The sequence below is a fragment of the Rhizobium sp. NPDC090275 genome (genome assembly GCF_044772225.1).
GTDB lineage: Bacteria > Pseudomonadota > Alphaproteobacteria > Rhizobiales > Rhizobiaceae > Rhizobium.
The window spans coordinates 354,821-375,792 of the sequence record NZ_JBIVYL010000005.1; the positions used below are offsets into that span (position 1 = coordinate 354,821).

Sequence of the window (20,972 nt, forward strand, 5' to 3'; positions counted from 1 at the left end):
GGCATGTTCGGAAAACGCGGAAACGAAGGATCTGGTAAGGCGGGCGGCACGATCGCGCCACCGCCGCCTGTTGCTGCGCCTTCCTCGTCGTCGGCGCCTGCCGTCTTCGTCGAGCCGCAGCGCGAGCAGACCCGCCAGCAGGTGGCGCCGCCGCCGATGCAGACGCCGCAGCGCAAGCGCCCTGCCCGCACCGACGAATATTACGACACCAAGGCGCAGGTCTTCTCGGCGCTGATCGACACGATCGACCTGTCGCAGCTCGCCAAGCTCGATGGCGAGAGCGCGCGCGAGGAAATCCGCGATATCGTCAACGATATCATCACGATCAAGAACTTCGCGATGTCGATCTCCGAGCAGGAAGAGCTGCTCGACGATATCTGCAACGACGTTCTCGGCTATGGTCCGCTGGAACCGCTCCTGGCGCGCGACGACATCGCCGACATCATGGTCAACGGCTCCGGCAAGACCTTCATCGAAGTGGGCGGCAAGACGCTGGAATCGGAAGTGCGCTTCCGCGACAACGCGCAGCTGCTTTCGATCTGCCAGCGTATCGTCAGCCAGGTCGGCCGCCGCGTCGATGAATCGAGCCCGATCTGCGACGCCCGTCTTCCCGACGGCTCACGCGTCAACGTCATCGCGCCGCCGCTCGCCATCGACGGTCCGGCGCTCACCATTCGTAAGTTCAAGAAGGACAAGCTGACGCTCGACCAGCTGGTGCGCTTCGGGGCGATCACGCCCGAGGGCGCGACGCTGCTGCAGATCATCGGCCGCGTCCGCTGCAACATCGTCATCTCCGGCGGTACCGGCTCGGGCAAGACGACGCTTCTGAACTGCCTCACCAACTATATCGATCGCGACGAGCGCGTCATCACCTGCGAGGACACGGCCGAACTGCAGCTGCAGCAGCCGCATGTGGTGCGTCTGGAAACCCGCCCGCCGAATATCGAAGGCGAAGGCGAGATCACCATGCGCGATCTCGTCAAGAACTGCCTGCGTATGCGCCCCGAACGCATCATCGTCGGCGAAGTGCGCGGACCCGAGGTTTTCGACCTCCTGCAGGCGATGAACACCGGCCACGACGGCTCGATGGGCACGATCCACTCCAACTCGCCGCGCGAATGCCTGAGCCGTATCGAATCAATGATCGCCATGGGCGGCTATTCGCTGCCGGCCAAGACCGTTCGCGAGATCATCTCGAACTCGGTCGACGTCATCGTCCAGGCCGCGCGTCTTCGCGACGGCTCGCGCCGTATCACGCAGATCACCGAGGTGATCGGCATGGAAGGCGACGTGATCATCACCCAGGATCTGATGCGCTACGAGATCGAGGGCGAAGACGCGGCCGGAAAGATCATCGGCCGGCACAAGTCGACCGGTATCGGCAAGCCGAATTTCTGGGATCGCGCCCGCTACTACAACGAAGAGAAGCGGCTCGCCGCGGCGCTCGACGAAATGGAAGAGAAGTCGAAGGATTAAGATTATGTTCGGTTTCGATCCGATCGTGCTGGGTATCGTGCTGCTCGTGGCCATTTCGGCCGGCGCGGTATGTTACGGCCTGCTCTTTTCGCGGATGGAAACCGAAAAGAAGGCGGCAAGCCGCGTCAGCCGCGTGGCATCCGCCGAACTCGACAAGCAGAACGTCAAGGCCGCACGCGACCGTGTCCAGGAAATGTCGAAGCGCCGCAAGTCGATGCAGGACAACCTGAAGGATCTTGAGAAGCGGCAGCAGGAAAACGCCAAGAAAAAGCTGACGCTGAAATCACGGCTGACGCAGGCCGGCCTCTCGATCACACCCAGCCGCTTCTACATGTTCAGCGGCATTTTCGGCTTTATCCTGATGTTCGTCGCGTTCCTGGCCGGCGCCCCCACCATGGTGGTGCTCGGGCTGCCTGTTGTGGCGGGGCTCGGGCTGCCGCGCTGGATCCTCGGCTTCCTGATCAAGCGCCGCCAGAACAAGTTCCTCGACGAGTTCCCGAACGCGCTCGATGTTATCGTGCGATCGATCAAATCCGGCCTGCCGCTCAACGACGCGATCCGCCTGATCGCCAACGAGGGCAAGGAACCGGTCAAGGGCGAGTTCCGGCGCGTGGTCGAATCCCAGCAGGTGGGTCTCAGCGTGCCCGATGCCTGCACGCGCATGGGCAACCACATGCCGCTGCAGGAAGTGAACTTCTTCGCGATCGTTATCGCCATCCAATCTCAGGCGGGCGGCAACCTCTCCGAAGCGATCGGCAACCTCGCAAAGGTGCTGCGCGAGCGCAAGAAGATGAAGGCCAAGGTCAAGGCGCTCTCAATGGAAGCCAAGGCGTCCGCGGTCATCATCGGCGCGCTGCCGTTCATCGTCGCGACGCTCGTTTACCTGACGTCACCGCAATACATGATGGTTCTCTTCACCGACCCGCGCGGTCACCTGATCATGGGCGCTTCGGCGGTGTGGATGTCGATCGGCATCTTCGTCATGCGCAACATGGTCAATTTCGATATCTAACAGAGGCAATGCGATGTCGTCCGATCTTGCGAGTTCCCTGACCGACCCCTCGATGCTGATCGCGGTGCTGGTGGCGCTGGCGGTGTTCGCGACGCTCTACACGCTCGCCATCCCCTTCTTCGAGCGCGGCGATCTCAACCAGCGCATGAAGGCGGTATCGACGGAGCGCGAACAGATGCGCGCCCGCGAACGCGCGCGAATGAATGCCGAGACGACGGGCAAGGCTTCGCTGCGCACACAGAACAACCGTTCGGTTCGCCAGATTGTCGAGCGCTTCAACCTGCGCGAGGCGCTGGTCGACGAAAACACCATGAACAAGCTGAAGGCCGCCGGCTATCGCTCGGAAAACGCGCTCAACATGTTCCTGGTGGCGCGTTTCCTCTTGCCCTTCTGCTTTTTCGCGCTTGCCATTTTCTGGGTGTTCGGCCTCGATCACCTCGCCGACAAGCCAACGCCGATCCGCTTCCTCGCAACGCTCTTCTTCGCCTATCTCGGCTTCTACGCACCGAATATCTTCATCTCCAACAAGATGAAAAAGCGGCAGCATTCGATCAAGCGTGCTTGGCCGGATGCGCTGGACCTGATGCTGATCTGCGTCGAATCCGGTATCTCGATCGAAGCCGCGATGCGGCGCGTGTCCGAAGAACTCGGCGAGGCCTCTCCGCCGCTCGCGGAAGAAATGGTGCTGACGACGGCAGAGCTTTCCTTCCTGCCGGATCGCCGCATGGCGCTCGAAAATCTCGGTACGCGAACGCAGATCCCGATCGTGCAGTCGGTCGTGCAGGCGCTGATGCAGGCCGACCGCTACGGGACGCCGATCTCGCAGGCGCTGCGCGTCCTTGCGCAGGAAGGCCGCGACGAGCGCATGAACGAGGCGGAGAAGAAGGCCGCCGCATTGCCGCCGAAGCTGACCGTGCCAATGATCCTGTTCTTCCTGCCGGTTCTGGTCGCCGTCATTCTCGGACCGGCCGGCATCCAGGTCGCAGACCGGTTCTAAGCGCATCGATCGTCAGCCGGCGTTTCCACACCACCGATTTTTAGGATGGACCGTTATGCGGGGTCGTGTGACATTGGATCACGTCACCCCCATCCACGGACCATCGCCATGTCGTAGCTCAGCGTCTTTCTCAGCATTCTCGCAACGCTCTCGATCGGCGCGATGAGCCCCGGGCCCAGCTTCGTTCTCGTTTCCAGGATCGCCGTGTCGCGCTCGCGCATCGACGGGCTTGCGGCGGCCGTCGGCATGGGTCTCGGCGGGGTGTTGTTCAGCATCCTGGCTCTGGCGGGGTTGACCGCCCTGCTCTCGCAGTTCGGCTGGCTCTATCTGGCGCTGAAGATCATGGGCGGGCTCTATCTCGCCTATATCGCCTACAGGATCTGGCGCGGCGCCGGGGAGCCGCTTGAGATCGGCGAGACGACCGCCGCCAGCCGCGCCATCGGCCGCAGCTTCATGACGGCGTTCCTGACGCAGGTCAGCAATCCGAAGACGATCGTCGTCTATGCCAGCATTTTCGCGGCTCTCTTGCCGAAGACCATTCCGCTGGAATTGTTCGTGGCGATCCCGCTCGGCGTCTTTGCCGTCGAGGCCGGGTGGTACACGATCGTGGCGCTGGCTTTCTCGGCCCGGCACCCGCGCCGGATCTATCTCGCCGCGAAGAAGTGGATCGACCGCGCGGCCGGCGCCGTCATGGCCGGACTTGGCCTGCAGCTTGTCGTGTCAGGCCTGAGCGGCCGTTAGACTGGTCAGTTGGCGCTGCTTGCTTCGGTGCCGACATCCTTGGCGGCGAGCTTCTGCCAGGAATTCTGCTGCGACATCATCGAGCGGAGATAGGCGACGTTGGCATCGGCCTGCTGCGGCGAGAGTTCGCCGCGGGCGATCTTTTCAGCTTCCGGGAAGCGGCCCTGCAGGCCGACGACGAGCGCGAGATTCTGGCGCACGCGGCTATCGGCCGTCGGCTGGCTTGCTGCCTGGCGCAGATAGGTTTCGGCGGTCCTGAGATCACGGGTCAGCACGTAGGACATGCCGAGATTGGAGAGGATCGACGGCTCGCCCGGCTGCAGATCGAGCGCGTCGCGATAGCGCTGGCGCGCCTCGCTCGAACGGCCGAGCTGATCGAGGATGGCGCCCTGCGCGGAGACGAGCTTCCAATCAGGACGGTCGGCCGTCTGGGCGCGGCCGATGGTGTCAAGCGCCTGCTGCAACTGCCCGGCGGCGGCCTGCGCCTTGCCGTAGGCAGCAAGCACGTTGCGATCCTGCGGATTGGCGATCGCCACCTGCTGCATGACGGCGAGCGCCTGGGCGTCCCTGCCCTGCATGCGCAGGAGATTGGCGTAGTTGACGCCGTTGACGGGATCGCGCGGGTTCTTCTCGTAGGCCTGGCCGACGCGATCGGTGGCGGAGCGCACTTCCTGATCGTTCATCGTCTCGACCGGCTTGTTCAGCGCGACCGGGATCGAGCCCGTCGTCATCTTGTCCTTGGTGGTGTTGCAGCCGGCCAGCATCAGGGCCAGCATCGCGATTGCCGCACACTGGAGAAGACGGGTTTTCGAATAAGTGTCGACCAAAGCAGTCATCGCGGTTTCCTGAAATCAGAAATCGGCGCCTGACCTAAAAGCGGAACAGGGAAAGGCTTTGACGCAATCTACGCTCAAGCAATAGTCTGTTAACCCTAACGGAACGTTAAGATGCGATTCCCGGACGCCCCCGAAGGATAAACAATGCCGCCGTTCCAGTTCATAGAGAGACCGACCCCCTTCAGTAGCAAGGGCGGCTCGACCCTGCCGATCTTCGCCGTCACACCGGCGCATATCGAAACCGGGACGATCGATCCGATCGCGCTCGATTGGGCGAAAAAGGCGGGTTACAAGGCGGAAAGCGGCTCGCTGTTGCTGATCCCGACGGCGGAAGGCCATCTCGGCGGTGCGCTGTTCGGCCTCGGCACCAATCCTTCCGAACACCCCTATATCACCGGCAAGCTGGCGCGCGCGCTGCCGGCGGGCGACTGGCATATCGAGACGGCGCCGCTGACGGCCAACCGGCTGGCGCTCGGCTTCGGCCTCGGGAGCTACCGTTTCGACCGCTACAAATCCGAAAAGCAACCGGCCGGCACGCTGATGATCCCGCGCGATGCGGATGCCGCCGATATCAAGCGGCAACTGGCCGGCGTGTTCCTTGCGCGCGACCTGATCAATACCCCCACCAACGACATGGGTCCGAACGAGCTGGAAGCGGCGTTCCGCGGGCTTGCGGCGCATTACAAGGCGGAGATCTCGGTGATCTCGGGCGACGATCTCCGTCATAATTTCCCTCTCGTGCACACGGTCGGCCGCGCCAGCGCCGACGCGCCGCGCCTGATGGAACTGCGCTGGGGCAAGAAGGGCCATCGCAAGATCACGCTCGTCGGCAAGGGCGTGTGCTTCGACACCGGCGGTCTCGACATCAAGCCCGCCTCCTCCATGCTTCTGATGAAGAAGGACATGGGGGGTGCTGCCAACGTCATGGGCCTGGCGCTGATGATCATGGATGCCAAGCTGAAGGTTGACCTCCGCGTCGTCATTCCCGTGGTCGAGAACTCGATCTCGTCGAACGCCTTCCGCCCTGGCGACATCTACAAGAGCCGCAAGGGCTTGACGGTGCAGATCGACAACACCGATGCCGAGGGTCGGCTGATCCTCGCCGACGCGCTTGCTTATGCCGACGAGGAAGAGCCCGACCTGATGATCGACATGGCGACGCTGACGGGGGCAGCGCGCGTGGCGCTCGGACCCGACCTGCCGCCCTTCTTCACCGACGATACGGATCTCGCCCGCGACCTGATGGAATCGAGTATCGAGACCGACGATCCGCTGTGGCGGTTGCCGCTCTATGCCGGCTACGAAAAGGACATCCGCGCCAAGTTCGCCGACATCACCAATGCACCGGCAGGCGGCATGGCGGGCGCGATCACGGCGGCGCTGTTCCTCAAGCGCTTCGTCAGCCATGCCAAGAGCTGGGCGCATTTCGACATTTACGGCTGGGCGCCTTCGGAGCGTCCGCACTCGCCCGGCGGCGGCGAGGCGCAGGCGATCCGGGCGCTTTACCACCACATCCGCGAGAGCGTTCGTTAGAGCGCGTCGCGATCGTTAAAATTTTATTCACCCTGTGGGGCGGCAGATCAGCCGCCCCATTGCGTTGTGCGGATACGTGCCGGAAAATGGAACGCAGGCGTAACGAATGCGGGAGGGGCCGTGCCGATCGAATTGACCGCATCGCAGGCGCTCGGGCTTTGGCATGGCGTCTCGCTCGACCAGGTTCGCCACGACGACCGCGATTTGACATTGCGCCAGATGGCGATCCTGCTGCATATCTATCTCGTGCCGCCGCCGCATACCGTGCGCGGGCTGGCCGCCGAGCTCAACGTTACCAAACCGGTCATCACCCGCGCGCTCGATACGATGGGCGAGATGGGGTTGGTGGACCGGGTGCGCGATGACAGCGACCGGCGCAACGTGCTGATCAAGCGTACCGTGGGCGGCGCGCTTTACCTGGAAAAACTGGGCGACCGTGTGCGCGAGCACGGGCGCCGGCTGTGACTTTGAGGACAAGACCATGACCACGCTCGACCGCCGCCTTCACGCCTTCAGGGAAGACCTCGCCGAGCGCGGGCTGGAAGGGCAGGTCACGGCGCAGCGCTTTACCGACGGGACGCCGGCGCGCATTGCAGTGCCGGTCGTGGGGCTAAGGCCGCGACCTGACGCGACCGTTGGTATCGACACCGAGCTCTTGTTCGGCGAGGACGTGACCGTGCTCGACCGCGCCGAGGGATGGTGCTGGATCAAGGCGCGGTCGGACAATTACGTCGGCTATCTGCCCGAGAGCGCGGTGAGCGATAAGGGGCCCGGGCCGACCCATATCGTCACCGTTCAGCGCACCTTCCTCTATCGCGAGCCGGAGCTGCGCAAACCCTATAACGACATTCTTTCGATGGGCAGCCGCGTCGCCGTTGCCGGCACCGCCGAGGCGCGCGGCAACCACTATGTGACGCTGGAAGACGGCACGGCGATCTTCGCCAAGCATGTGCAGCCGATCGGCGCGCTTGACGGCGAGGACTATGTCGATATCGCCGCCCGCTTTGTCGAAACGCCCTATCTCTGGGGCGGACGCTCAGGGCTCGGGATCGACTGCTCCGGCCTGGTGCAGCTTTCCATGCTGATGACCGGCCGCGCCGCGCCGCGCGATACCGACATGCAGGCGGCTGGACTGGGCGCACCGATTGCGCGCGAGGAGCTGCGGCGCGGCGACCTGGTGTTCTGGAAGGGGCATGTGGCGATCATGGAGGATGCGGAAACAATCCTGCACGCGACCGGCCACACCATGACGGTGGTACGCGAGAATTTCGAAGAGGCCGTCCAGCGCATCGGCTGGCTCTACGAGCAGCCCAACGGCTACCGCCGCCCGATCATGTAACCGGCGGCTTCGGCCATACGGTGACGCCGCCGGACCAGGTCTCGAAGGCCTTGGACAATCGCAGGACCCTCATGTCGTCGAAGCGGGGGCCGACGATCTGCAGGCCGATCGGCATGCCGGATCGGGAAAAGCCGCAATTGATCGACGAGGCCGGCTGCTCCGACATGTTCCAAGGGACGGTGAAGGCGATGTGCTCGAAGGGGCGGGCCGGATCATTGGTCGGCGAGGCCCATTCGGCCGGATAGGAGACGATGGGATTGGTCGGCGAGAGTACCGCATCGACCGTCTCGAACAGCGCGCCGCAGGCCTTGCGCATCTCGATCGTCTGGTTGAAGCCCTTCACGGCGGCCACGCCGCTGACATCGGCTCCGCCCTTGGCCCAGCTGTAGATATAGGGAAGGATGCTCTCCCGGCGCTCCTCGCTCAGCCCCTCGATATCGCCCCAGAAGCGGGCACGCCAGAAATTGTCGAGACCATCGAGCATCGCCCGCGACAGCACCGGGCCGACCGGCACGATGACGGCGCCGGCTTTCTCGAACTGTTTCGCCGCCGCAACGACCGCCGCCTTCACTTCGTCCTCGGCATCGAGGCCGCAGCCGGCGTCGAGCATCAGGCCGATGCGCATGCCTGAAAGATCGATGTCGAGATCGGTCCAGTCGATGTCGTTTGGCGGCAGGCTGGTGCCGTCGCGCCAGTCCGGTCGCGACAGCGTTGCCATGGCGAGCGTCGCATCATCGACCGTACGCGTCATCGGCCCGGCGCAGCGGCCGACATAATAGGGATCGACCGGGATGCGGCCGTGGCTGGGCTTGAAGCCGAAGGTGCCGGTCCAGCCGGCCGGAAGCCGCACGGAGCCGCCGATATCGGTACCGATATGCAATGGGCCATAGCCGGCTGCCGCCGCCGCCGAGGCGCCGGCGCTGGAGCCGCCGGGGTTCTGGCTGACATCCCACGGGTTGCGGCTGAGCGGGTGGAAGCTCGACAGGCCGGACGAGAGCATGCCGTAATCGGGGCATGTCGTCTTGGCGAAGATGATGGCGCCATCCTCGCGCATGCGGGCGGCGATGGGGGCGTCGTCGAGCGCCGGCGTCAGCTCCACGGCCCTGGTGCCGAGCGGGACGGGCTGGCCTTTCGTGGCAATAAGCTCCTTCAGCGTGACCGGAATGCCATCGAGCGGGCCGAGCGTCTCGCCCTTCGCCCAACGTTCGGTGGAGGCCTTGGCCTGCGCGCGGGCGGCGTCGGGGTCGTAGAGATAGAGCGCGGCGATGTGCGGCTCCCAGGCGGCGATATGCGGCTCCAGCGCCAGCCAGTATTCCAGCGGAGACAGGTTCTTCGTCGCAAAGTGCCGCTTCAGGTCTCGGATACTCAGGTCGATCTCGGTCATGGCGCGGTCTTTCAAAATGACATCATAAAATCAGCGGCTGGCCTCACGGGGATCGAGCAGATCGCGCAGGCCGTCGCCCAGCATGTTGAAGCCGAGGACGGAGAGCGCGATGGCAAGGCCGGGGAGGATGGCGAGCCAGGGGGCAAGGGCAAGATAGGTCTGCGCATCGGCCAGCATCCGCCCCCAGCTCGGCGCCGGCGGGGCAAGGCCGAGACCGAGGAAGCTGAGGCCCGCTTCGGTAAGCACGGCGAGACCAAGCTGGATGGTCACCTGGACGATGAGCTGGCTCATGATATTGGGCAGCACGTGGCGCAGCGAGATCGCCAGCCGGGTATTGCCAAGCGCGCGGGCGGCAAGCACGTAGTCGCGGCTCCAGGCCTGCAGCGCGCTCGCCAGCGCAACGCGGGCGAAGACCGGAATGAGGAAGGTGGCGATGGCAGCGATCGCCGTCAGCCGGCCGCCGCCGAGGAAGGCGCCGAGCATCATCGCCGAGAGAATCGGCGGGAGCGCGAAGATGACGTCGCAGACGCGCATCAGAAGCGTTTCGAAGATGCCGCGAAAGGCGGCCGCGGCAAGGCCGGCGATTGTGCCGAGCGTGCCGCCGATGGCGACGGCGACGATCGCGATCGAGAGCGAATTCCAAGTGCCGACCATCAGCATGGAGAGCACGTCGCGGCCGAGCTGATCGGTGCCGAGAAGGCCGAAGCCGAGCGGTGGCTGCAGCTTGTGGATGATCTGCATCTTGGCTGGCGGCAGCGGCGTCCAGACGAGCGACACGAGCGCGACGGCCACGAGGCACGCGACGATCGCGGCGCCAATGATGAGGTTGACGCGCTTGACGCCGCGCATGCGGCGGCGGCCGATATTTGTTGCGGTGGAGACCAGGGGCGCCATCTTAGATCCCCTTTCTCAAACGCGGGTCGATCGCGAGATAGGAGAGATCGACCAGGAAATTCATGAGGATGACGAGGCCGGCGAAGAAGAGCACCACATCCTGCATGACGACGATATCGCGCTGCGACAGCGCCTGGTAGGCGAGACGGCCGAGGCCGGGGAGATTGAAGACATTCTCGACCAGCACGGCGCCGGCCACCAGGAAGGTGGCTTGCAGGCCGAGGATGGTTAGGATCGGCACCAGCGCATTGGGCACCGAATGGCGCCAGAGCACGGTGGCTGCCGACAGGCCCTTGGCACGGGCGGTGCGGGTGAAATCCTCGTGCAGCGTGTCCAGCACCGCCGAGCGGGTGACGCGCGTGAGCACCCCCGCCTGCGGCAATGCCAGCGCGACCGCCGGCATCAGCAAGGCCTTCAGCGCCGGCCAGACACCCGCGCTCCAGCCCGGAAACCCTCCCGCCGGCATCAGCCCGAGCGTGGTCGAAAACAGGATGATCAACAGCAGCGCCACCCAGAAGGCCGGCACGGCGATGCTGACCTGCGAGAAGACCGCCGCGACCCCATCGACAATGCCGCCGCGCCTGGAGGCTGCGGTTACGCCAAGGGGGATCGCGATCGCCACGGAGAGCAGGATGGCGATGAGGGCGAGCGGCAGGGTGACGGCGAGGCGCTCGAGGATGAGGCCGGCGACAGGGACGCCGTAGGTGTAGGAGCGCCCGAGATCGCCGGTGAAGACGCCTGCCAGCCACTCGACGTAGCGGATCAGGAGCGAGCGGTCGAGGCCGAGTTCGTGACGCAGCGCGGCCAGCGTTTCGGGCGAGGCCGAGGTGCCGAGCATGATCGAGGCCGGGTCGCCGGGCAGCATGTCCATGACGGCGAAGATCAGCAGCGAGACCACGAGCAGCGTGAGCACGAGACCGGCGACGCGACGGAGCACGAGGGCGATCATGCGGCGGGCCTTGGGGTGGAGAGATCGGTGCGTTTGCTCCCGGCGTGCGGAGCCCCCTCATCCGACCCTTCGGGCCACTGACCGGGGTCGAGCCGCTGGTCTCGACCCGTCCGTCGGCCCCCCGTTGGGGAGAAGGGAAGAGGGAGTGAGTGGCCACCACCGAGTCTCTTCTCCCCAGCGGGGAGAAGGTGGCGGCAGCCGGATGAGGGGGCTGCAGGCTCGGCGGGCGCGATACCCCCCTCTGCCCTGCCGGGCATCTCCCCCACAAGGGGGGAGATCGAATCGTTGCGATCGCATCGCTGAACGTTGAGGTGGGAACGAGCGGGTGCGTCTAGCCAATCTCCCCCCTTGTGGGGGAGATGCCCGGCAGGGCAGAGGGGGGTAACCTGGGCGGGGCGATGATGTTTACGCTCAGCGTCCGTGGCCCCCTCATCCGACCCTTCGGGCCACCTTCTCCCCGGCGGGGCGAAGGGAAGAGGGAGCGAGCGGCTCGCTACGAGTCTCTTCTCCCCAACGGGGAGAAGGTGCCGGCAGGCGGATGAGGGGGCCGCAGGCTCGGTGCTTACCGTCAGCGTATCCCTTCCCCCCACCAACACAAACCCTCCTGCCACCTACTCGTCCCAGGAGACGTTGGTGAGCACGTTCGACGGGATCGGCTCGTTTTCCCAGAGGCCTTTCAGCTTCTTGTCCCAGACGCCGAGCTTGGGCATGACAAAGAGGAAGAGCGCGGGGACGTCGTCGGCGAGGATGGTTTGTGCCTGCCCGTAGATCTTGGCCTGCGCGGCCGGATCGGTGGTTTCCTGGACCTTCTTCATCAGCGCGTTGAAATCAGGGTTCTTGTAGTTGAAGTAGTAGGGATCGCGGGCATAGATGTCGATGTCCATCGGCTCGGCATGGGCGACGATGGTCATCTGGTAGGCGCGGTCTTTCATCACGTCCTGGACCCACTTGGCCGGAAATTCAGTGGGCTCGATGGTCATGGTCACGCCGATTTCGGCGAGCATGGCCTGCATGACCTCGGCGCTGCGCGGCGCATAGGCCATCTGCGGCGACTTGATGGTGAAGGTGAAACCATCGGGATAGCCGGCTTCAGCGAGCAAAGCCTTGGCCTTTTCGGGATCGTAGGGGAGCTTCGCCGTCAGGTCGACATAGCCGGGGTCATTCGGCGTGTAGTGGCTGCCGATCGGGGTGCCCAAGCCGGACCAGGCGCCGTCGATCACCGTCTTGCGGTCGATCGCCATCATCAACGCCTGGCGCACGCGCTTGTCGTTGAAGGGCTTTTCGGCATTGTTCATGCCGGCCACGACCTTGAGCTCGGTGTTGCCGATCTTGGTCGTTAGCCTGGCATCGCCGTCGAAGGAGGACATCAGCTCGGGTGCTGCGAATTCGGGGATGGCGTCGACGTCGCCGGATTTCAGCGCGGCTGCCTGCGCCTGCGGATCGGCGATGAAGCGGAAGGTGACCTTGTCGAGCGCGACCGACACGTCCTTGTTCCAATAGCCGGCATTCTTTTCCAGCTCGACCTTGTCGCCCTTGGCCCAGCTGACGAACTTGAAGGGGCCGGTGCCGACAGGCTTGGTCTTGTCGTCGGCCGCCGAGTTCGGCGCCACCATGACGGAGGCCGGCCAGCCGAGCCAGTAGAGCAGGCTGCCGGTAGGCTCGGAGAGATGCAGCACCAGTGTCGCGGCATCGGGCGTATCGATCGAGGCGATGGAGGCGAAGAAGCGCTTCTGCGGATTGACGGAATCCTTGCCGCGGGCGCGATCGAGCGCGAACTTGGCGGAAGCGGAATCGAAGGCCTGCCCGTCATGGAAGGTGACGCCTTCGCGCAGCTTGAACGTATAGGTCAGTCCGTCCGGCGAAATCTCCCAGCTTTTCGCCAGCTGCGGCTGAACCTTGCCGGCCTCGTCGATCGTCACCAGACCCTCGAAAACATTCTGCCAGGTGACCTGACCGATGGCGACGGGGGCGGCGATCGTCGGGTCGAGGCCTGTCGGTTCGATGGTCATGCCGAGGCTGAGCGTGGTCTTGGCGGCTTCAGCCGGCGTCAGGCTCAGCATCACCAGGCCGGCCGAGACGGCGGCCCCAAGCGAAAGACGACGAACGAGGCGCGCGGAGGGCGCGAGCGAAAGCTTGATCATCATGTCCCCTTCATGGCCGCCGCTTGCTGCAACTGGCCGATTGCCGATAGAGTGTCATTGCGCCTGTGCACACACAATGACGATTTTGTGTGCTCAGTGTAGCCGAAAGAGCTACACAGGAATTTCCCGCTCGATGCAAGCCCAAGACCGTTTGTTGGCGGCCGGGCAACCGCTCAGCCCTTGCCGACAGGGCCGCCGGCGCGCTCGCGCATGAAGCGCTCGATGAAGTCGAGGAGCTTGGAAGCGGCAAACGAAAGCTGGCGATCGGGCGCGACGCAGAGATCGACATGGGTGCGGATGGCGCTTCTCGGCGCCAGCGGCACGGCACGCAGCTGGCCGGCCTCGATCTCGCGGCGCACCGTCAGCGCCGGTAGCAGCGTGGCGGCGGCGCCGCTCAGCACCAGTTCCTTCAACATCTCCAGCGAACTGGTGACGAAGACGGCATCGAAGCTCAGCCCCGCCTTCTCGAACAGCGCGTCGAAGGCCTGGCGGAAGCCGAAGGACTGGTCGGGCAGCGCCAATGGATAGTCGGCTATATCCTTGAGGCTGACCTCCAGCCGCTCGGCTGCCGGATGGTCTGTCGCGACGATGAGATCGTAGGCGATCTCGGAGCGCAGGCGGACCTTGGTGCCGGATACGGCCGGCGCAAACAGGGTGACGGCGATATCCGCCTCGCCGCCATTGACGGCTTCGACGGCCTGGCGGGCGCTGGAGATGGTGACCTCGAAATGCAGCTTGGGATATTTGAGGCTGAATTCGGCCAGCGCCGGCGCCAGGAGATTGGCGACGGTGGCGCCATTGGCGTGGATGGCGACGCGGCCGGCCTGCAGGCCCTTCAGGTCCTCGATCAGCTGACCGACATGATCGAGCTCGCGCAGTGTGCGACCGGCGCGGGCGGCGAGCAGCTCGCCGGCGGCGGTCAGCTTGACGCCGCGGGCGCTGCGCTCGACCAACGGCGCGCCGAAATGATATTCAAGGTTTTCGATCTGGCGGCTGATGGCCGTCGGTGCGACGTTCAGGTTTTCGGCGGCCTGGCGCATCGAGCTGGTGCGCACCAGCTCGTCGAAATACATCAGGGCGCGTATCTGCATCTCACCGTCTCCGCATTCGGACCAATGCCATCCTCTAATCCATCACAGGCGATCGGGATAGCGGTCTCGCCACGCCGCCTGCGCGCCGTCGACCGGAAGCGCCGTCGCCTCGTGGACGCCGCGGGCGATGGCGCGGGCCATCACAAGCGTGGCGAGGTGGCAGAGTTCCAGGAATTCGGGCAGGCCGCCGAGTGGCTTGGCGCCGGTGGCGGCGGAGAAGATGGTGTCGCCATCAAGCGGCAGATGTGCCGGCAATAGCGCCCGGGCGAAGCCGTCATGGCCCATGACAGCGAGGCGATGGGCTTGCGCCTTCGTCAGCACGGCGTCGGTGACGATGGCGCCGATGGTGGTGGCGGTGGTGTTCATGCCCTTGAGGCGCATGGCGGTATCGCGCGCGTCGATCGCTTGCGGCAGGCCGAGGCCGCCGAATTCATTGTCGTCCTCGAAAGGCGCCGACCAGAAATGCGGCCCCTCGCCCACCGTGGCGGAACCGAGCGCATTGACGGCGACGATGGCGGCGATCGTGTGGCCAGCCGACGAGCGGGCGCTGGCGGAGCCGACGCCGCCCTTGAAGGTGGCGGTGGTGGCGCCGGTGCCGGCGCCGACCGTTCCGAGCGCGAAAGAACCCTTCGCGGCGGCGCGGAAGGCTTCGTAGCCGAGATCGCGATAGGGTGATTGCAGGCCCCAATCCTTGTCGCCGCCGTTCAGGAGGTCCATCAGGATCGCCTGCGGAACGATGGGCACGCGCTGGTTTCCAACCGGAAAGCCGCGACCCATGGCGCGCAGGCCGGCCTGGACGCCACCGGCGGCATCGAGCCCGAAGGCGGAGCCGCCTGACAGCACGAAGGCATCGACCTCGGTCACGGTCATCGACGGGTCGAGCAGCGCGGTATCGCGGCCGCCGGGCGCACCGCCGAGCACGACGCCGGAGGCCACCGCCGGCCGATCGAAAACGATGGCAGTGACGCCGGAGCCGAGCGCCAGATCCGTGGCGTGGCCGACGGAGAGGCCTTCGATATCGGTGAGCAGATTGAGCAAGTGCTGCGTCCTCTTCGTCAGTGGGCTTCTCGCCGGTGGGCGATCAGCAGGAGGCGATAGGACGATATGGGAGGGCAAAAAACAAGACCGGCCCCGCTTCAGGCGGGACCGGTCAGATATCCTCGAATTGTTTTCGCCCGGCCGTTTCAAGCCGGCATCGAACCATGCCTTCAGGCATGGATGGGTTTGGGATGACGGCGGGTCATCAGATCGTGGATCGCGTGCTTGACCTCGGCCGGCGAGCTGAAGTGCTGCTCGTCGAGATCGTGGACGTGATACTTCACGGCGATGAATTTCAGCCGGTTTTCATCCGGAATGACGATGCCAACGGGCACGCCTGCGTATTCGATAACTTCTTTTTTCATGCATAGAACTCCTGCCGCGCGGAGTGCGTCGGCGATGGCGAATTGACTTGTCTTTTACCGTTTAAGGGGGGACGAAGGTCACATTCGACAGTTCGGGCGGGAGAGAGCGCCCGGACGGTCATTGCCAAGCACCGAGCGCATCAGGAGCGTGGCAAGAATTTCAAAGTCGTTCATGTCTCATTCCTTTCTTCTGCGTCGTGCTTGCTTCGGGCCCCGGGCATGCCGGGACCGGCGGTTGGTGTTCCGTATAATCTACCTTATTTGTAGAGAATACATAACGAACTGTCGGAAACATATTCCGAAACGTGTCAAAATGTCGGCGATTAGGAAAATATCATTCCGCCAAATCCGAATTCACGAGAAGACCATTAGCAGGTCTTTGTGCACTTGGTATGACGATACGGAACTCTCCGTCGCTCGCAGCCAGAGATAGGGAGTGCGTCTGATTCCGGCAATGGGGCTTTTGATTAAAAGTCTGTAAGCCTCGAAATGACCGAAATGGTTAATGCCCGCAGGCGGCGATTAACGCTTGAAAGTCAGGTGGATCGTGCCACTGAGCGCGGTTTCGGATTTGACCGTGTAGCCCGCTTCCAGACCACGCAAATCATCCCACAGGCAAATGCCGCGACCCAAAAGGATCGGCGTGATCGCGACATGAAGCTGATCGACGAGACCAGCTTTCAGAAAATCGCGCGCGACCGTCGGCCCGCCGCCGACGCGCACATCCTTGCCGTTGGCAGCCTTCGTCGCCTGCGCCAGCGCATCGACGGGGTTGGTATTGAGGAAGTGGAACGTCGTGCCGCCGGCCATCTCGATCGACGGGCGCTCCCTGTGCGTGAGGACAAAGACCGGACAACCGAAGGGCGGCTCGTCGCCCCACCATCCGCGCCAGTCCGGATCATCGGGAAAATTGTGCAGGCCAAACATGCCGGCGCCCATGATCTCGGCGCCGATATTTTCGAAATAGGCCCGCGCGTAGTCATCGTCGAGGCCGGTGGTGCCGCTGCCGCTTGTGTCCTTGAAGACGCGCTCCTGGAAAGTCCGCGTGGCCATGTAAGCGCCGACGAGCCGTGGCCAGTCCTCGCCGAACGGGACTTCTGATGTCTGGTCGGTCGTCGTGGCGAAACCATCCAGCGAGATCATGAGATCGATACGGACTGCCATCGTGCTATCCTCCTCACAGGTCAGATACTAAGGTCACTACCTTTGTATCAGATCAAATTACTAAGGCAAGTACCTTTCTAATATTGACCCGCAATCCGGCCTGCCGTAAAAAACGACATGCCCTATCACTCGACCCCGCTCGATCTCGCCTTTCACGCTCTGAGCGACCCCACGCGCCGCGCGGTCGTCTCGCGGCTGGCCGAGGGCGAGGTATCGGTCAGCATCCTGGCGGAGCCCTTCGACATGGCCCTGCCCTCCTTCGTCCAGCATCTGAAGGTGCTTGAAGATTGCGGGCTGATCGCCAGCGAGAAGCGCGGTCGCAGCCGCTGGTGCCGCCTTGTGCAGGCCCGGTTCGACGAGGCGGCCGATTGGATGGCATCCGAGCGGCTGCGCTGGAGCCAGCGGCTGGATCGTTTGGAGACTTATCTCGACAATACGCAAGATGAAGTGGGAGGAGATTGAATCATATGGCAGATCCGTTTGGCAGCTGGTCGATGGACCGGGAAATCGTGCTGGTGAAGGTCATCAATCATCCCCGCCACAGGGTCTTCGCGGCCTGGATGGACCCCAATGCTTTGGCGCAATGGTATGGTCCCGCCGGACTTGCGATCGAGAGCATCGAGGCCGATATCCGCGAAGGCGGCGTGTGGCGGTTCGACATGGTGGGCATGTTCGAAGGCCGGGAGCAGCGCTTCCCCAATCTCATGCGCTTTCTCGAAATCGTGCCCAACGAGCGGATCGTCATGGACTACGGCACGCCCGAGCCTGAAGACCCGGATCGGTTCAGGGTCACCGTGACCTTCGACGAGCAGACCGACGGCAAGACGGTGCTCACCATGCGCCAGCTGCATCCCACCCGCGCGCGGCGCCAGTTCGTCATCGGCTTTGGCGCCGTCGAATACGGGCTGCAGACGCTGGATGGTCTGGTGGCCTGGCTGGATGGCCAGGCAGGCGGTGAGGCGGCCGAGTAAGGCCGCTTACCAGCCCTCGGACAGTACCTTTTCCAGCATGTCGGAGAAGAAATCGGCGCTTTCGGCGGCAAGGCAGAGCGGCGGCTTGATCTTCAACACGTTGAGGTGATCGCCGGTCGGCTGCATGATGACGCCGAGTTCGAGCAGGCGCGCGCAGATCGCCGCCGTCTCCTCGGTCGCCGGCTCCAGCGTTTCGCGGTCGCGGACGAACTCGACGCCGAGATAGAGCCCCATGCCATGCACCGCGCCGATGAGCGGATGGTGATCCATCAGCGCCACAAGCCTGCCCTTCAGCCGATCGCCGATTTCGCGGGCGTTCTGCTGCAGCGCCTCGTCGGCCATGATGTCGAGCACGGTAATGCCAACCACGGAGCTGACCGGGCTGCCGCCGGCGGAGGAGAAGAAATAGCCCTCCTTTTCCAGCGAATCGGCAATGGCCCGCGTGGTGATGACGGCGCCGAGCGGGTGGCCGTTGCCCATGCCCTTGGCGACCGTGATGATATCGGGCACCACCTTCTGCTCTTCGAAGCCCCAGAAATGATGGCCGAGCCGGCCATAGCCGACCTGCACCTCATCGGCGATGCAGACGCCGCCACGGGCGCGCACCTGGCCGTAGACGGCGGCGAGATAGCCATGCGGCAGCGCGATGCCGCCGGCATTGCCATAGACCGGTTCGGCGATGAAGCCCGCCAGCCGCTCGCCGCTGGCGTCGATCAGTTCCAGCGCGGCAAGGACGCTCTGCAGATAGTCGCCGGTCGAATCGGGACCTCGGAACTCGCCACGATAGGTGTTGGGCGCGGCGACGGGATGGACCCAATCGGGCCGCGTCGTCAGCGCCTGCGGATTGTCGGCGATCGAGGTGGAGACGGCATCGCTTGCCACCGACCAGCCGTGATAGGCCTCCAAGAGGCTCAGCATGTTGCGCGCGCCGGTATGGGCCCAGGCGAGCCGCAGCGCCAGATCGTTGGCCTCCGACCCCGAATTGACCAGGAAGACGGTGTCGAGCCCTTCGGGCGCGAGGGCCGCCAGCCGTTCGGAGAGATCGGCGACGGCGGCATAGTGAAAGCGTGAATTGGTGTTCAGCCGCAGCCATTGCTCGCCGACGGCGTCCGCCAGGCGCGGATGGCCGTGGCCGAGAATGGTGACGTTGTTGACCATGTCGAGACAGGCGCGGCCCTCGACATCGAACATGTGCTCCTTCCAGCCACGCTCGATGCGCGGCGGGGTCTCGTAATAATGCTTCTGGGCGGCGGCGAAATGGGCCGTGCGGACGGCAAGGATTTGCGCGTCGGCAGGCTTCGGCGCCTCGACGCCCTTGCCCAACAAGGCTGCCGGCGACGGGCAGAGCGCCGACCAGGCGAAGACTTCAGCGGGCGTGCAGAAGAGCGGCGGCTCGGCGCCCTTCAGCGTCGAGAGCTGCACGCGCAAGCCGCCGAGCGAACCCTGCTCGCCGGAGACCACGCCGATTGCCTGGCCAGCTTCGAGCTCGGCGCCATCCTCGACCGAGGGGTCGAGACCGTCGAGATGAAGGCTGATATCGGCACCCTCAAGCACGAGATGGTGGTTCTGCCAGCTGATGCGCCCCGAGAACGGGGACGCGATCGTGTTGCCGGCGGCCAGGCAGATATCGGCGTGCAGGGCGTAGGTGGCGGACGGCCTGGCGCTCAGCAGGCGGGCACGCGACAGCCTGTATTCGCCGTAGCGGGTGGCGGCGGCATCGGCCTCGGAGGCGGCGCGGGCGAGCAGGCGCCAGTCCATATCGCCCTGGCCCCAATTGCCGGCGGCGAAATGCTGGCTTTCGACGCCGAGATCGACATAGAGCATGTTCTGGAGATCGAGATCGGGCAGCAGCGGATGCCAGTGCTCGGTCGCAACAGCGGGAAGCTCAATGCCCGCCGTTTTCAGGATCGCCGTCTCCATGAGATCGAAGGGGACGGCGATGGCGGTATCGAATATGCGCTGCTCGAGCACGAGGTTGGCGCGGACATATTCGTTGTCGGGGTCGATGGAGATCTGCTGCTCGCTGCTCGCCACCAGGATGACGGCGCGGGCGACGACCAATGGCCAGAGTGCCCTGAGCTCCTCTTCCTTCAGCGGATAGACTTCGTGGTAAGCCTTGACGGCGGGCAGCACGAAGAAGGGGTCGCCATCGGCCTGATGCAGCAGCGAGGCGCAGGTGACGGCGAGATCGCCGACCAGCCAGCCACGGATGATATCCCCGAAATCGATGACGCCATCCGGGATGAGGCGACCTTTTTCGTCGCGGCGGCTGACGACATTGTCGCCGGTGACGTCATGGTGGACGGCCTGCAGGCGCAGCGCCGGCGCGAAGGGCTGCACCCGGCGAACGGCGGCGACCATGTTCTTGGCGATACGGTCGCGCGCGGCACCATCTGTGATCGCCGACAAGAGCTGAACGGCGACCGGGCCGGCGCGGCGCAGGTCCCATTGCAGGTTGCGGTCGAGGCCGGGGTGGTCGAAATCGGCCAGCGACCGGGCAAGATTGGCGCAGAGCGCACCCAGCGCCGCCACGGATTGTTTGGGGAGATATGAAGGCTTGGTGAGGCCCTCGCCTTCGAGATATTCCAGCAGGCGCACCTGATAGGTCTGGTCGCGGACGACGACGGCGACGATGTCCTGGCCATCGGTGGAGGCGACCACGCGCGGCACGCGCGGCGCGCCCTCGATGCCGGCGAGGTGTCGGATCGCGGCATTCTGCGCCTCGAGCTCGATCGTCTCGTAGATCATGTGGCAGATCTTCAGGACGTAGGTCTGATCGCCGGTATCGACACGGTAGTTGCGGTCCTGCTGGCTTCCGAGTTCGCTGAGCTGGCCAGACAGACCGTAACGCGACTGCAGGATGTCTCCGGCTTCCTCTGCCGTCACATCCGGACGCGGAAGCTCGAGACGCTGAGCGAGCGTTTCATCGGTCATGGCATTCCCCCACCGCACGATTCGATCCTGCACAATAAGCAGATAATCGACAGCTTGCTATCGGCAAGCAAGGGATCAGGCGTCATCTCAAGTAATTAGAGGACGCC

The 20,972-nt window shown here is 64.4% G+C and carries 19 protein-coding genes; 9 read left to right on the forward strand and 10 right to left on the reverse strand.

Annotated elements, in window-relative coordinates; translation table 11 throughout:
• The first annotated feature begins 3 nt into the window (after positions 1-3).
• The 4 genes from ACIQUB_RS15610 to ACIQUB_RS15625 all read left to right on the forward strand — a co-directional run bounded on the left by ACIQUB_RS15610 (position 4) and on the right by ACIQUB_RS15625 (position 4,226).
• A complete protein-coding gene (locus ACIQUB_RS15610) occupies positions 4-1,476 on the forward strand; it encodes a CpaF family protein (protein ID WP_113239472.1) in 1,473 nt (490 codons plus the stop codon).
• A gap of 4 nt (positions 1,477-1,480) precedes the next feature.
• Positions 1,481-2,488: a type II secretion system F family protein gene (locus ACIQUB_RS15615; RefSeq protein WP_113239473.1), complete on the forward strand. Its 1,008-nt coding sequence runs from the start codon at positions 1,481-1,483 to the stop codon at positions 2,486-2,488.
• Positions 2,489-2,501: 13 nt separating this feature from the next.
• On the forward strand, positions 2,502-3,485 hold the full coding sequence (locus tag ACIQUB_RS15620) for a type II secretion system F family protein (protein WP_113239474.1): 984 nt from the start codon (positions 2,502-2,504) through the stop codon (positions 3,483-3,485).
• Between the two features lie 162 nt (positions 3,486-3,647).
• Complete coding sequence (locus tag ACIQUB_RS15625; protein WP_113239475.1) at positions 3,648-4,226, forward strand: LysE family translocator; 579 nt, start codon at positions 3,648-3,650, stop codon at positions 4,224-4,226.
• A 5-nt stretch (positions 4,227-4,231) separates the two neighbouring features.
• Here ACIQUB_RS15625 and ACIQUB_RS15630 read toward each other — a convergent pair whose 3' ends face one another.
• Positions 4,232-5,062, reverse strand: a complete 831-nt coding sequence (locus ACIQUB_RS15630; RefSeq protein WP_113239476.1) for a tetratricopeptide repeat protein — start codon at positions 5,060-5,062, stop codon at positions 4,232-4,234.
• A gap of 144 nt (positions 5,063-5,206) precedes the next feature.
• Here ACIQUB_RS15630 and ACIQUB_RS15635 point away from each other — a divergent pair, with 144 nt between their 5' ends.
• The 3 genes from ACIQUB_RS15635 to ACIQUB_RS15645 all read left to right on the forward strand — a co-directional run bounded on the left by ACIQUB_RS15635 (position 5,207) and on the right by ACIQUB_RS15645 (position 7,934).
• Positions 5,207-6,595, forward strand: coding sequence for a M17 family metallopeptidase (locus ACIQUB_RS15635; RefSeq protein ID WP_113239477.1), 1,389 nt, complete (start codon positions 5,207-5,209; stop codon positions 6,593-6,595).
• A gap of 120 nt (positions 6,596-6,715) precedes the next feature.
• Positions 6,716-7,060, forward strand: a complete 345-nt coding sequence (locus ACIQUB_RS15640; protein WP_018899175.1) for a helix-turn-helix domain-containing protein — start codon at positions 6,716-6,718, stop codon at positions 7,058-7,060.
• A 16-nt stretch (positions 7,061-7,076) separates the two neighbouring features.
• Complete coding sequence (locus ACIQUB_RS15645) at positions 7,077-7,934, forward strand: NlpC/P60 family protein (RefSeq protein WP_113239486.1); 858 nt, start codon at positions 7,077-7,079, stop codon at positions 7,932-7,934.
• Here ACIQUB_RS15645 and ACIQUB_RS15650 read toward each other — a convergent pair.
• From ACIQUB_RS15650 to ACIQUB_RS15685, 8 genes are all read right to left on the reverse strand, one after another.
• Entirely contained in the window at positions 7,927-9,318 is a 1,392-nt protein-coding gene (locus ACIQUB_RS15650) for an amidase (protein ID WP_402930515.1), read from the reverse strand. The two genes, ACIQUB_RS15645 and ACIQUB_RS15650, sit on opposite strands and share 8 nt — an antisense overlap.
• Positions 9,319-9,348: 30 nt before the next feature.
• On the reverse strand, positions 9,349-10,212 hold the full coding sequence (locus ACIQUB_RS15655) for an ABC transporter permease (RefSeq protein WP_113239479.1): 864 nt from the start codon (positions 10,210-10,212) through the stop codon (positions 9,349-9,351).
• A gap of 1 nt (position 10,213) precedes the next feature.
• Positions 10,214-11,161: an ABC transporter permease gene (locus ACIQUB_RS15660; RefSeq protein WP_113239480.1), complete on the reverse strand. Its 948-nt coding sequence runs from the start codon at positions 11,159-11,161 to the stop codon at positions 10,214-10,216.
• A gap of 611 nt (positions 11,162-11,772) precedes the next feature.
• Complete coding sequence (locus ACIQUB_RS15665) at positions 11,773-13,302, reverse strand: ABC transporter substrate-binding protein (RefSeq protein WP_402930518.1); 1,530 nt, start codon at positions 13,300-13,302, stop codon at positions 11,773-11,775.
• Between the two features lie 173 nt (positions 13,303-13,475).
• The gene (locus ACIQUB_RS15670; RefSeq protein ID WP_113237467.1) at positions 13,476-14,393 is read right to left on the reverse strand and encodes a LysR family transcriptional regulator; all 918 of its coding nucleotides are present in this window, start codon (positions 14,391-14,393) and stop codon (positions 13,476-13,478) included.
• A gap of 42 nt (positions 14,394-14,435) precedes the next feature.
• The gene (locus ACIQUB_RS15675; RefSeq protein WP_113237466.1) at positions 14,436-15,431 is read right to left on the reverse strand and encodes a P1 family peptidase; all 996 of its coding nucleotides are present in this window, start codon (positions 15,429-15,431) and stop codon (positions 14,436-14,438) included.
• Between the two features lie 170 nt (positions 15,432-15,601).
• The gene (locus tag ACIQUB_RS15680; protein ID WP_018899167.1) at positions 15,602-15,796 is read right to left on the reverse strand and encodes a hypothetical protein; all 195 of its coding nucleotides are present in this window, start codon (positions 15,794-15,796) and stop codon (positions 15,602-15,604) included.
• Positions 15,797-16,318: 522 nt separating this feature from the next.
• On the reverse strand, positions 16,319-16,960 hold the full coding sequence (locus tag ACIQUB_RS15685; RefSeq protein WP_113237465.1) for a dihydrofolate reductase family protein: 642 nt from the start codon (positions 16,958-16,960) through the stop codon (positions 16,319-16,321).
• 117 nt (positions 16,961-17,077) lie between these two features.
• Here ACIQUB_RS15685 and ACIQUB_RS15690 point away from each other — a divergent pair, with 117 nt between their 5' ends.
• Both ACIQUB_RS15690 and ACIQUB_RS15695 read left to right on the forward strand, forming a co-directional pair.
• A complete protein-coding gene (locus tag ACIQUB_RS15690) occupies positions 17,078-17,422 on the forward strand; it encodes a helix-turn-helix transcriptional regulator (RefSeq protein WP_018899165.1) in 345 nt (114 codons plus the stop codon).
• Positions 17,423-17,427: 5 nt separating this feature from the next.
• Positions 17,428-17,931 (forward strand): SRPBCC family protein, encoded by a 504-nt coding sequence (locus ACIQUB_RS15695; RefSeq protein ID WP_113237464.1) that lies wholly within the window; start codon positions 17,428-17,430, stop codon positions 17,929-17,931.
• A gap of 6 nt (positions 17,932-17,937) precedes the next feature.
• Here the strand turns inward: ACIQUB_RS15695 and ACIQUB_RS15700 are convergent, their stop codons facing one another.
• A complete protein-coding gene (locus tag ACIQUB_RS15700) occupies positions 17,938-20,865 on the reverse strand; it encodes an aminotransferase (RefSeq protein ID WP_402930519.1) in 2,928 nt (975 codons plus the stop codon).
• Positions 20,866-20,972: the final 107 nt, after the last annotated feature.